Here is a 12,245-nt window from a genome sequence, read left to right as displayed (position 1 = left end):
CGTGAAGGCTACCGTCACTGTTCGACGAAGCCGGCCAGGCCACCCTTCGCCGGACCCCACTGGTCAACGACATGATCTACGTAACCCGGAGTGCCTTCACCCGTTAGGAAGCGTAGAAGCTCCCTGCACCTGTTTTCGTCACCCTCCGCGACGACGAGCACTCGTCCGTCCGGGAGGTTCCGCGCAAACCCCACGACCCCCAGCTCCAACGCCCTGGATCGCGTCCACCAGCGAAAACCGACGCCTTGGACCCGGCCGACGACCCACGCGGTCAGCCGAACGGAGGAACTACAGTTGGTGCGCACAGTGCCGCGACGTTATCGCGTCGGGCGCCGTGGCAGAGTCCTGCTCACGATCCTCGCCACCTGTGTGGCGCTCATCGGTTCGGTGACCGTCGCCTCCGCAGCGGACTTCCTCCCCGACGACTGGTCCAATCTCGCGTCCGACCAGACCGAGACCACCAAGCCGTGGCGCCCGACCCAGCCGCGCAATCCCGCCGTCGGGTCGACGCCGGCACCGCTGCCACCTCCGCCGTCGCTCCCGCCGCCGGACGCCGCACCGCCGCAGCCCGAGGCGCCCCCGGAGCCGAAGCCCGAGGAGAAGGCCCCCGAGGAGAAGGCCCCGGAGAAGAAGCCCGAGGCCGAGAAGAAGCCGGAGAAGAAGCCCGAGGAGAAGTCGGGCGGGCCCGCAGCGAGCCTGAGCGGCCCCGAGTCCTCCGTCGTCGCTCTGACCAACCAGCGGCGCGCCGACGCCGGATGCGGGCAGCTCTCCACCGACCAGCGGCTCGCCAACGCGGCGCAGGGCCACGTCGACGACATGGCGGCGAACGGCTACTTCGCCCACAACAGCCAGGACGGCCGCACGTTCGACCAGCGCATCCGCGCCGCCGGCTACCCGTCGCCGGGTGGGGAGAACATCGCGCAGGGGCAGCAGTCGGCCGAGGAGGTCGTGCAGGCGTGGATGGACTCGCCGGGGCACCGGCGCAACATCCTCGACTGCTCCTACAAGCGCATCGGCACGGCGCTGAACACGAACGGCATGTACTGGGCGCAGGAGTTCGGCCGCTGACGCTCGCCCCCTCCAGCGCTGGGGGATGCCGGGAAAGTGGCTTTCCCGGCGTCACGTGCCGGGAAAGTGGCTTTCCAGGCACCCCCGACGGGGATTGATCGGGCGACGATCTTGATCGCGCTACAGCTCGAACCGGTAGCCCATCCCCGCCTCCGTGATGAGGTGCTTGGGGCGGGCGGGCTCCGGTTCCAGCTTGCGGCGCAGCTGCGCCATGTACACCCGCAGGTAGTTGGTCTCGGTGCTGTAGTTCGGCCCCCAGACCGCCCGCAGCACCTCGCGCTGGCCGACCAGCTTGCCGCGGTGGCGGACGAGCAGCTCCAGCACGCCCCACTCGGTGGGGGTCAGGTGCACCTCGGTGCCGTCGGCGAGCAGCACCTTCTTCGCCGAGAGGTCGACGCGGAAGTCGCCGGCGTCGACGACCGGTTCGCCGTCGACGGTCGACACCGCCGCCCTGCGCACGGCCGCGCGCAGCCGAGCGAGCAGCTCGGCCATCCCGAACGGCTTGGTGACGTAGTCGTCAGCGCCGGCGTCGAGCGCGGAGACGGTGTCGGCCGCCCCGGTGCGCGCCGATAGCACGATGATCGGGACGGTGGTCCAGCCGCGCAGGCCCGCGATGACGTCGGTGCCGTCCATGTCGGGCAGGCCGAGGTCGAGCACGACGACGTCGGGGTGGCCGTCGGCGGCCGCGCGCAGCGCCGCAGCGCCGTCCTGCGCGAGCAGCACCTGGTAGCCGTGCGCGGTGAGGTTGATCCGCAGCGCGCGCAGGATCTGGGGGTCGTCGTCCACGACGAGCACGCGGTGCTGGCTCACGGGTGCGCCTCCGGCAGCGAGACGACCACCGTGAGGCCGCCGCCAGGGGTGTCCTCCGCGGTCAGCGTGCCGCCCATGGCCTCGGTGAACCCGCGCGCCACCGAGAGGCCGAGCCCGACGCCGCTGGCGCCGTCTCGGTCGCTCGGCCGGGCCCCACCCAGCCGCTGGAACGGTGCGAAGAGCGCCTCGCGGGTGTGCCGGGGCACGCCGGGCCCGGCGTCGACCACCCGGAGCTCGACGCGGTCGGCGTACGCGCTCGCGCGCAGCACGACCGGCGAGCCGCGCCCGTAGCGCAGCGCGTTGTCGACGACGTTCGCGACGACCCGTTCGAGCAGCCCGGCGTCGGCGACGACGTCCGGGAGGGACTCGTCGATGTCGAGCTCGACGCGTTCGGCGTCCACGAGCCCGTCGAGCGCACGCACCGCGACCTCGTCGTAGCCGATGGGTGCGAGCAGCGGGACGACCGCGCCCGCCGCGAGCCGTGACGAGTCGAGCAGGTTGTCGACCAGCCCGGTGAGCCGGTCGGCCGACTCCTCGATGGTCGCGGTCAGCTCCAGCCGGTCGGCCGCCGGGATGCGCAGGGTCGGGTCGCGCAGGCTGCCGGCCGCCGCCTTGATCGACGTCAGCGGGCTGCGCAGGTCGTGCCCGACGGCCGAGAGCAGGGCGCTGCGGGTCTCGGTCGCCTCTGCGCGGCGGCGCGACTCGTCCGCCTCGGCGGCCGCGCGCTGGCTGCGCAGCGCGAGCAGCGCCTGCCCGCCGACCACCTCCAGCAGCCTGCGGTCGGCCGCCGGCAGCGAGCGGCCGGTGCCGATCAGGTGCAGGTCGTCCTCCACCTCCACGTCGACGTCCGCCTCCTCGGGGGTCGCGCAACCCAGCGGCCCCGACGACGAGACGCACTCCCAGCCGTCGGGCTGCCCGATGCGCTCCAGCAGCGCCACCGATCGCAGCCCGAACGCCTCGCGCACCTTCTCCAGCAGCCGCGGCAACGGATCGGTCCTGGTCAGGACCGTGCGCGCGAACGAAGCCAGCAATGCGCCCTCGGCGCTGGCGCGGGCGGCCTGCTGCGCGCGCCGGGCCGCGCGGTCGACGACGAGCGCGACCAGCACCCCGACCACCACCAGCGCGCAGACGGTCACCAGGTTCTCGGTCTCGTTGATCGTGAACGAGTACAGCGGCGGGGTGAGGAAGAAGTTCAGCAGCAGCCCGCCGACGAGCGCGGCCAGCAGCGCGGGCCCGAGCCCACCCACCAGCGCGGTGCCGACCGTGGCCAGGAAGAACAGGACGACGTCGGTCGAGAGCCCGATCACGTCGCGCATCAGCACTCCGAGCAGTGTGGCGACGCCGGGCAGGACGAGCCCCAGCCCCCAGCCCAGCACCCGCCTGACCACCGGCAACGCGCTGCGCAGCGCGGGCAGCCGGATCCCGCGCCCGGCCGCGCTGTGGGTCACCATGTGCACGTCGATCGCACCGGACTCCTGCACCACCCGGGCGGCGATGCCCTCGTCGAACACCCTCGCCACCCGGGAGCGCCGGGACGTGCCCAGCACCAGCTGGGTCGCGTTGGCGCCGCGGGCGAAGTCGAGCAATGCGGCAGGCACGTCGTGGATGTCCGAGCCGCCGACGACGGTGTGGAAGCTCGCGCCGACGTCCTCGGCCAGCGCACGCAGCCGCGGGATCGCGCCGGCGGGCGCGCCGGCCAGCCCGTCACCGCGCAGGACGTGCACGGCGAGCAGGTCGGCGGCGCCGGAGCGTTTGGCGATGCGGGCCGCCCTGCGCAGGACGGTCTCGCTCTCCTTGTCGCCGGTCAGCGCGACGACCACCCGTTCCCTGGTCTCCCAGACGTCGGTGATCTGCCTGTCGGTGCGGTAGCGCTGCAGCGCGACGTCCACCTCGTCGGCGACCCACAGCAGCGCCAGCTCGCGCAGCGCGGTGAGGTTGCCGGGCTGGAAGTAGTTCGCCAGCGCGGCGTCCACCTTCTCGGCCGCGTAGATGTTGCCGTGCGCCATCCGGCGGCGCAGCGCCTCCGGCGTGATGTCCACCAGCTCGACCTGCTCGGCCCGGCGCACGACCTCGTCGGGCACGGTCTCCCGCTGGCGGACGCCGGTGATCCGCTCGACGACGTCGTTGAGCGATTCGAGGTGCTGCACGTTCACCGTGGTCAGCACGTCGATACCGGCGTCGAGCAGCTCTTCGACGTCCTGCCAGCGCTTCGCGTTGCGCGATCCGGGCGCGTTGGTGTGCGCCAGCTCGTCGACGAGCACGACCTCGGGACGGCGGGCCAGCACCGCGTCGAGGTCCATCTCCTCGAGCGGGCCGGAGTCCGTGCGGCGCGGGACGAGCTCGATGCCTTCCAACAGCTCCGCGGTCTTGGCCCGGCCGTGCGTCTCGACGAGCCCGATGACGACGTCGGTGCCCCGTTCCAGCCTGCGGCGGGCCTCGCCGAGCATCGCGAACGTCTTCCCGACGCCGGGCGCGGCACCGAGATGGATGCGCAACTCGCCGCGCCTCGTCACGGCCTCATCATGCCGCGCGTGGAACGGCTCATCGTTGCGCCGCCGCGGCCACGGCCAGGTTGAGTTCCGTGACGTTGACGGTCGGCTCGCCGAGGAAGCCGAGCACTCTCCGGTCGGTGACGCCCGCAACCAGGCTCTGCACCTCGGCGACCGGCAGCCCCGTCACCCGTGCCACCCGCGCGACCTGGATCTGCGCGTACTCCGGGCTGATGTGCGGATCGAGTCCGGACGCCGAAGCCGTGACGGCGTCCGGCGGCACGAGCGCCGGGTCGACGTCCTCACGGGCAGCGATCAGCGCGCGCCGCTGGTTCACCGCGTCGAGCAGGTCGGTGTTGAAGCCGCTCTTGTTGGAGCCGCCCGAGGTGGAGGTGTCGCCGGGGCCGAGCACGTCCTCGGCGCTCGCGGAGGGCCGGGTGTGGAAGAAGGGGTCGGCGGCGGAGTCGGCGGCGACCGGGTCGACCCCGATCAGCGACGACCCGACCCCCGACCCGATCGACGTCCCGTCGGCCGAGGTGATGATCGACCCCTCGGCCGGTCCGGCCAGCCCGGGGATCCGCGAGATCCCCCAGACCGCCAGCGGGTAGACGATCCCGAGCAGGATCGTGAAGACGACCAGCAACCGCACCGCGGCCGCGGTCTGACGGGTGAGCAGCGAGAACATTGTCAGATCCCAATCCCCGGGATTAGGCGGACGAGCAGGTCGATGAGGAAGATCCCGACGAACGGGGTGACCACACCGCCGAGCCCGTAGATCAGCAGGTTGCGCTTGAGCAGGCTCGACGCCGACGTCGGCCGGTAACGCACGCCGCGCAGCGCGAGCGGGATGAGCGCCACGATGATCAGCGCGTTGAAGATCACCGCCGAGAGGATCGCCGACTGCGGGGTGGCCAGCCGCATGATGTTGAGCGCGCCGAGCGACGGGTAGATCGCCAGGAACATCGCCGGCAGGATCGCGAAGTACTTCGCCAGGTCGTTGGCGATGCTGAAGGTGGTCAGCGCGCCGCGCGTGATCAGCAGCTGCTTGCCGATCTCGACGATCTCGATCAGCTTGGTCGGGTCGGAGTCGAGGTCGACCATGTTGCCGGCCTCCTTGGCCGCGGCCGTGCCCGTGTTCATCGCGACACCGACGTCGGCCTGCGCGAGCGCGGGCGCGTCGTTCGTGCCGTCGCCGGTCATGGCGACCAGCCGCCCGCCCTCCTGCTCCTTCTTGATCAGCTCCATCTTGTCTTCCGGTGTCGCCTCGGCGAGGTGGTCGTCCACCCCGGCCTCGGCGGCGATGGCCTGCGCCGTGCGCGGGTTGTCACCGGTGATCATGACCGTCCGGATGCCCATCGAGCGCAGCTCGGCGAACCGCTCGCGCATGCCGGGCTTGACCACGTCCGAGAGGCGGATCACGCCGAGCACGCGGGTGCCTTCGGCGACGACCAGCGGCGTGCCGCCGCCGTCGGAGATCCCGTCGACGATCGGATCGACCTCAGGCGATTGTGTCCCGACCCAGGCCGCAACCGCCGCGGCGGCGCCCTTGCGGACCTGCCGGCCGTCGATGTCGACGCCGGACATCCGCGTCTGCGCGGTGAACGGGACGAACTCGGCAACGGCCTCCGCGGCGGTCGCGTCCTCGGGCAGCCCGTGCTCGCGCGCGCAGAGCGCGACGATGCTGCGGCCCTCCGGGGTCAGGTCGGCGAGGCTGGAGAGCCGCGCCGCCTCGGCCAGCTCGCGCACCGACACCCCGTCGACGGGGATCAGCTCGGTCGCCTGCCGGTTGCCGAAGGTGATCGTGCCGGTCTTGTCGAGCAGCAGGGTGTCGATGTCGCCCGCCGCCTCGACGGCCCGGCCGGACGTGGCGAGCACGTTGCGCTGCACGAGCCGGTCCATGCCGGCGATGCCGATCGCGGAGAGCAGCGCGCCGATCGTCGTCGGGATGAGGCAGACCAGCAGCGCCGTCAGCACGATCAGCGACTGCTGCTGGCCGGCGTATGCACTCATCGGTGCGACCGCGACGACCGCGAGCAGGAAGATGATCGTCAGCGCGGCCAGCAGGATCGTCAGCGCGATCTCGTTGGGCGTCTTCTGCCGTGAGGCGCCTTCGACCAGCGCGATCATCCGGTCGACGAACGACTCGCCGGGCTTCGTCATGATCTTCACGACGATCCGGTCGGAGAGCACGGTCGTGCCGCCGGTGACCGAGCTGCGGTCGCCGCCGGCCTCGCGGATCACGGGCGCCGACTCGCCGGTGATGGCCGACTCGTCGACTGTCGCGATGCCCTCGACGACGTCCCCGTCCCCCGGGATCGTCTCGCCGGCCTCGACGACAACAAGATCGCCGATGAGCAGCTCCGTCCCCGGCACCTGCTCCTCAGAGCCGTCGGTATGCACGCGCCGCGCCATCGTGTCCTTCTTGGTGCGCCGCAGCGACTCGGCCTGCGCCTTGCCGCGGCCCTCCGCGACGGCCTCCGCGAGGTTCGCGAACAGCACCGTGAACCACAGCCAGACCGCGATGAGGACGGAGAACACCGTCAGGGTGACGATCGCGAGCACCGTGACCAGCACGGACCCGATCCACACCACGAACATGACGGGGTTGCGCAGCTGCGCGCGCGGGTCGAGCTTGCGCAGCGCCTCCGGCAGTGAGCTCCACAGCTGGCGCGGGGAGAACGCGCCGGCGGAGACGGCCGGGCCGGTGCGCTGGGCGTGGATCTCCTGGCGCTCGGGTATCGAGCGATCGAGAGTCGGTGTGGAACTCATGCCAGAACCAGTCACGACAATGCCTCTGCGATCGGACCCAGCGCGAGCGCGGGGAAGAAGGTGAGTGCGGCGACGAGGATGATCGTTCCGCCGACCAGCACGCCGAACTGGGCGCCGTCGGTGGGCAGCGTTCCCGCGCCCGCCTCGACCTTGCGTTGCTGGGCGAGCGAGCCGGCCAGCGCCAGCACGGCGAGGATCGGGACGAACCGCCCGAACAACATCGCGATCCCCAGGGTGGTCTGGAAGAAGTCGCTGGTCACGGTGAGCCCGCCGAACGCGCTGCCGTTGTTGTTCGCGGCCGACGCGTAGGCGTAGAGCACCTCGGAGAACCCGTGGAAGCCGTCGTTGCCCAGCGCCCCGAGCGTGTCGGGCAGCGCGATCGCCAGCCCGGCGCCGATCAGCACGAGCGTCGGCATCACGAGTATCGAGATCGCCGCAGCGGTGACCTGCACCCTGCCGAGCTTCTTGCCGAGGTACTCCGGGGTGCGCCCGACCATCAGGCCCGCGAGGAACACCGCGATGATCGCGAGCACCAGGATCCCGTACAGACCTGCGCCGACGCCCCCGGGAGCGACCTCGCCGAGCAGCATGTTCAGCAGCGTGATGCCGCCGGCGCCGCCGGTGTAGCTGTCGTGCCACGAGTTGACCGCGCCGGTGGACGTCCCGGTCGTCGAGACCCCGAACAGGATCGAACCGGGGATCCCGAACCGGACCTCCTTGCCCTCCATCGCGGCACCGGCGGCCTGCGCGGCCGGGCCGTTCGGGTTGGCCTCCGAGATCCAGGCGATGGCCAGGAACGCTGCCCAGATCACGCCCATCACCGCGACGAGCACGGCCCCCTGACGGGTGTTGCGGATCATGGTGCCGAAGGTGCGGGTCAAGCAGACCGGGATGACCAGCAGCAGGAAGATCTCGAACAGGTTCGAGAGGGCGCTGGGGTTCTCGAAGGGGTGCGCGGAGTTGGCGTTGAGGACGCCACCGCCGTTCGTCCCGAGCTCCTTGACTGCCTCCTGCGATGCCGTCGGGGAGAGCGCGAGCGTGTGCTGGCTCCCGTCGACCGCGATGATGTCGACGCCCGAGCGCAGCGACTGCGTAACGCCCATCGCGATGAGCAGGATCGCTGCGATGAACGCGAACGGCAGCAGCACGCGCACGACACCGCGGGTCAGGTCGACCCAGAAGTTGCCGAGGCGGTCGGTCGCCGAGCGGGCGAAGCCGCGGACCAGCGCGATCGCGACGGCAATGCCGACGGCGGCCGAGACGATGTTCTGGACGGTCAGCCCCGCCATCTGCACGGTGTGGCCGAGCACGGTCTCCGGGACGGAGGACTGCCAGTTCGTGTTGGTCACGAACGAGACGGCCGTGTTGAACGCCATCGCGGGCGGGACCGTGTCGCCGTCGACTCCGCGACCGAAGCCGAGCGGGAGGAACGGCTGGAGCCGTTGCAGCAGGTAGAGCAGCACGATCGAGACGAAGGAGAAGCCGAGCACGCCCGCGGCGTACGTGGTCCAGCGCTGCTCCGCGGCGGGGTCGACCCGGACGATGCGGTAGAGCACCTTCTCCACGCGCCAGTGCTTCTCGCTGCTGTAGACGCGCGCCATGTAGTCGCCGAGCGGGCGATAGCAGAGTGCGAGGAGCAGCACGAGTGAGCCGGCCTGCAGGAGGCCGGCGAGAGTCGAAGGCATCAGAAGCGCTCCGGCCGGAGCAGGGCGATCACGAGGTAGACCAGCAGGCCCAGCGCGACGAGCCCACCGATGACGTTCGTGGCGACGGTTGCGGCGCTCACAGCGAGTCGAGCCCCCGCAACGCGAGCACGAGAAGCGCGAAGCCGCCGATCAGCAGCAGCGCGTAGGCCAGGTCGGCCATCGGACACCCTCCACACGAGAACTCGGCCCGCCGGATGCGGCGGGCCGAATCGAGAGCATCGTCCGATCCCTGCGTGGGCGGCAGGGGCGCAAACGTGGCGTTGACGCGGTTGACCTGCTGTGTTGACGCCATCTTGACGGCGTCGTGGCGGCGCTCACGCGGCCGTGCTCCCCCGTCGGGTGGGCCGAGCTCGGCCACACCCGCGGCCGGCCGCGATAGGCGATCACAACGGCCCGGCGTCACCCGGCAGGCGAACTCCGGCCGACGTCACCCTGGCCGGTGAACCCGGTCCGTGCCGGCGGCCCCTTCCCGCCGGCACGGACCGCAGCGGACCTGCCCCGCGCACCGTGACGCCCCCACGTCACGGTGCGGGGGACAGGCCAGGTCTCAGCCCGTCGTCGGGGGCGGCTTCACGGTGGTCACCGGGGGCCCCGACGCCGGGGGCGCCGTCGTCGGCTGCGGAGCGACCGACATGGACGGGGGTGCCGTCATCGGGGTCGCCGTCGGCTGCGCAGTCGGTTGCGGGACCGCGACGACCAGCGGCGCAGGTGGGACGTGCCGGCACTCGCCGGTGGTGGGATCGAACTGCGACGTGCCCCGTGGGTAGGGGCGGGGCGCCACCGACGGCGCGTACGAGGAGCGGCCGTCCTCGTAGCACCGCTGAGAGGAGACGTCGATCGCCTGCCCGTTCTGGTCGAAGAGGTAGATGTCGCTCAGCGGCTGGCCCTGCGCGTCGACAGGGCGGATGTCCTCGATCTCCCGGGCTCCGTCGAGCCACAGGCCGGGCTGCGAGTACGACGCCGGCGAGGAGTACTCCTGCACCGGGGAAGCCAGCCCGCTGCCGGCGACCAGCAGCATCGCGGCCGCCGCCACCCCGTTCAACGGCACGACGGCCCACAGCCAGCGCCGGTCGCGGCGGCTGGCGAAGCCCAGCAGCACCGAGACCGGCGCCACGACGAGGAAGAGCAGCAGCACCGCGGTCAGCCCGGTGCTGGTCCCGAACACCGCGAACACGAGCCCGGCGGCGACGAACGCCCTGAGCAGCCACCACGCCGGCTGCAGGCTGGCGACGAAGTCGGTGGAGCTGCGCCAGGTGCTACCCACCTTCGGGCGGGCGTTCAGGAAGTTCTGCACCGCGGGCAGCGCCGCGACGGAGGGCACCCGCGGCCCGTCCCGCGTGAGCAGCGGGACCGCGAGCAGCACCGCCAGCGCGCAGAGCAGCACGAACGCGGGCTCGAACGCCAGCGTGCCGAGGGTCATCCCGACCGTCGAGACAAGCAGCCCGATGAGCGCGAGCCGCGCAGGGGTGCTGGACGCCGGCGCGGCCTGCGCCGCCGGCTTCGGCGGGTAGCCCGCCGCGGCACGCAACTCCGCCGCGTACGCCGACGGCGAGCCGAGTCGGGCGGTCAGCGCCGCGGTGTCAGCCCCCTCGCCCAGCTCGGCGGCCAGCTCGGAGAGGTGCGCCCCGACGTCGTCGAGGATCTCCGAGACCTCGGTCGCCGGCAGGTCCGCCAGCTCGCCGCGGATCCCGGCGAGGTAATCCTCGACGGCGGGACGCGCGACCTTGACGGTGGGGGCCTCGGTGATGGGCATGGTGGTGGGCACAGCTTCCTCGCCCTTCGCAGCTGTCGGACCGGCGCTCTCTTGCTTCTTCTCCTGGTCGCTCATGCCACTTTCACCAGGCTCTCCATCGTCTTCGCGAACGCCAGCCACTGCTCGGACGTCTCGCGCAGCCGGGCCTTGCCCGGGGCGTTCATGCTGTAGTACTTGCGGTGCGGGCCCTCGTCGCTCGGCACGACGTACGAGGTGAGCAACCCGGCGTTGTAGAGCCTGCGCAGCGTCCCGTAGACCGACGCGTCGCCGACCTCGTTGAGCCCGGCCGCGCGCAGCCCCCTGACTACCTCGTACCCGTAGCCGTCGCCGCGGTCGAGCACCGCGAGCACGGCGAGGTCGAGCACCCCCTTGAGCAGCTGGCTCGTATCCAACCCGGACTCCTCTCCCTGTGCGGCGCACAGTACTACGCATTGCGCGGTACTACAAAAACCGTTGCACGGTTCGGAGTACCGGCGCTGGTCACCCGTCCGGGTCAGCGCCGCCGGGCCTGGCGGATACGCTCCTGACCGTCGGGTGGTACGTCTCGCGAGGAGCGCCGAATGCCGGTTGTCGACAACGCCATCTACACCAATGGGCGGCGGGTCGTCGTACCGGATTCGTTGGATCAGACCTTCGAAGAGCTGCGCAAATGTTCCGACCAGGGCCCGAGCTTCTGCTGGATCGGGCTGCTGCGCCCGTCGAAGGCGGAGATCCAGGCGGTCGCGGAGGAGTTCGGGCTGCACAACCTCGCCGTCGAGGACACGGTCACCGCCCACCAGCGCCCGAAGATCGAACGCTACGGCGACCTGCTGTTCGTCGTGCTGCGCCCGGCCCGCTACGTCGACCCGGTCGAGGTCGTCGAGATCGGTGAGATCCACCTGTTCATCGGGCCCGACTTCGTCATCACGGTCCGGCACGCCGAGGAACCCGACCTCGGCGCGGTGCGCCACCGGCTGGAGGACGACCCGGCCCTGCTCGACAACGGCCCGTACGCCGTCCTCTACGCCGTCATGGACAAGGTCGTCGACGACTACGGACCGGTGCTCGACGGCCTGCAGGACGACATCGACGAGATCGAGGTGCAGGTCTTCGGCGGCGACCCGGGCGTCTCGAAGCGCATCTACACCCTCAGCCGCGAGGTGATCGAGTTCCAGCGCGCCGTCGAGCCGCTGGAGCAGGTCTTCGGCGACCTGCGCGAACGGCTCAAGGAACGGGCCAGCGAGGGCGACCTCGAGCTGCGCAGGGCGCTGCGGGACGTCGCCGACCACTCGACCCGCGTGCTGGAGCGCACCGAGGGCTTCCGCCAGCTGCTCGCGAACATCCTCACGGTGAACGCGGCGCTCGTCGCGCAGCGCCAGAACGAGGAGATAACGCGCCTGTCCGAGGCCAGCTACGACCAGAACGAGCAGGTCAAGCGCATCTCATCGTGGGCGGCGATCCTGTTCGCCCCGACCCTCATCGCCGGGATCTACGGCATGAACTTCAACTTCATGCCCGAGCTCGCGTGGCCGCTCGGCTACCCCATGGCCGTGTCGCTCATGGTGATCGGCAGCCTCGTGCTCTACACGATCTTCAAGAAGAAGGGGTGGCTGTAGGCGCAGCGCGGCGCTGCCCGCTCCGCAGGCGGTGGTGGCCGAGGCCGGGGCACGC

General features: G+C 71.4%; 12 protein-coding genes. 2 read left to right on the top strand and 10 right to left on the bottom strand.

The features are described from left to right. Positions 1–14: 14 nt before the first annotated feature. Positions 15–305: an acylphosphatase gene (locus LL648_RS11125; protein ID WP_232662415.1), complete on the bottom strand. Its 291-nt coding sequence runs from the start codon at positions 303–305 to the stop codon at positions 15–17. Positions 306–369: 64 nt separating this feature from the next. Here LL648_RS11125 and LL648_RS11120 point away from each other — a divergent pair, with 64 nt between their 5' ends. After that, positions 370–1,068 (top strand): CAP domain-containing protein, encoded by a 699-nt coding sequence (locus LL648_RS11120; protein WP_232662414.1) that lies wholly within the window; start codon positions 370–372, stop codon positions 1,066–1,068. Between the two features lie 120 nt (positions 1,069–1,188). Here LL648_RS11120 and LL648_RS11115 read toward each other — a convergent pair whose 3' ends face one another. From LL648_RS11115 to LL648_RS11075, 9 genes are all read right to left on the bottom strand, one after another. Continuing rightward, positions 1,189–1,878, bottom strand: a complete 690-nt coding sequence (locus LL648_RS11115; protein ID WP_232662413.1) for a response regulator — start codon at positions 1,876–1,878, stop codon at positions 1,189–1,191. After that, positions 1,875–4,391, bottom strand: coding sequence for a sensor histidine kinase (locus tag LL648_RS11110; protein ID WP_232662412.1), 2,517 nt, complete (start codon positions 4,389–4,391; stop codon positions 1,875–1,877). The genes LL648_RS11115 and LL648_RS11110 overlap by 4 nt, the downstream gene beginning before the upstream one ends. Before the next feature lie 28 nt (positions 4,392–4,419). Then, the gene (locus LL648_RS11105) at positions 4,420–5,052 is read right to left on the bottom strand and encodes a potassium-transporting ATPase subunit C (RefSeq protein WP_232662411.1); all 633 of its coding nucleotides are present in this window, start codon (positions 5,050–5,052) and stop codon (positions 4,420–4,422) included. 2 nt (positions 5,053–5,054) lie between these two features. Next, positions 5,055–7,136, bottom strand: a complete 2,082-nt coding sequence (gene kdpB, locus LL648_RS11100) for a potassium-transporting ATPase subunit KdpB (protein ID WP_232662410.1) — start codon at positions 7,134–7,136, stop codon at positions 5,055–5,057. Between the two features lie 11 nt (positions 7,137–7,147). After that, on the bottom strand, positions 7,148–8,821 hold the full coding sequence (gene kdpA, locus LL648_RS11095) for a potassium-transporting ATPase subunit KdpA (protein ID WP_232662409.1): 1,674 nt from the start codon (positions 8,819–8,821) through the stop codon (positions 7,148–7,150). Then, positions 8,821–8,922, bottom strand: a complete 102-nt coding sequence (gene kdpF, locus LL648_RS11090) for a K(+)-transporting ATPase subunit F (protein ID WP_232662408.1) — start codon at positions 8,920–8,922, stop codon at positions 8,821–8,823. Before kdpF ends, kdpA begins: the two co-directional genes overlap by 1 nt. Continuing rightward, on the bottom strand, positions 8,919–9,134 hold the full coding sequence (locus tag LL648_RS11085; RefSeq protein WP_232662407.1) for a hypothetical protein: 216 nt from the start codon (positions 9,132–9,134) through the stop codon (positions 8,919–8,921). Before LL648_RS11085 ends, kdpF begins: the two co-directional genes overlap by 4 nt. 255 nt (positions 9,135–9,389) lie before the next feature. Further along, positions 9,390–10,670 carry an HAAS signaling domain-containing protein gene (locus LL648_RS11080; RefSeq protein ID WP_232662406.1) on the bottom strand — a complete coding sequence of 427 codons (1,281 nt, stop codon included), beginning with the start codon at positions 10,668–10,670 and terminating at the stop codon, positions 9,390–9,392. After that, entirely contained in the window at positions 10,667–10,987 is a 321-nt protein-coding gene (locus tag LL648_RS11075) for a PadR family transcriptional regulator (RefSeq protein ID WP_232662405.1), read from the bottom strand. Before LL648_RS11075 ends, LL648_RS11080 begins: the two co-directional genes overlap by 4 nt. Positions 10,988–11,155: 168 nt before the next feature. On the opposite strand from LL648_RS11075, the gene LL648_RS11070 reads away from it, so the two are divergent. Then, positions 11,156–12,190, top strand: coding sequence for a magnesium and cobalt transport protein CorA (locus LL648_RS11070; protein WP_232662404.1), 1,035 nt, complete (start codon positions 11,156–11,158; stop codon positions 12,188–12,190). Positions 12,191–12,245: the final 55 nt, after the last annotated feature.

The sequence above is a fragment of the Pseudonocardia sp. TRM90224 genome (genome assembly GCF_021245725.1).
GTDB lineage: Bacteria > Actinomycetota > Actinomycetes > Mycobacteriales > Pseudonocardiaceae > Pseudonocardia.
This window is presented reverse-complemented; position numbering and strand designations above follow the sequence as displayed.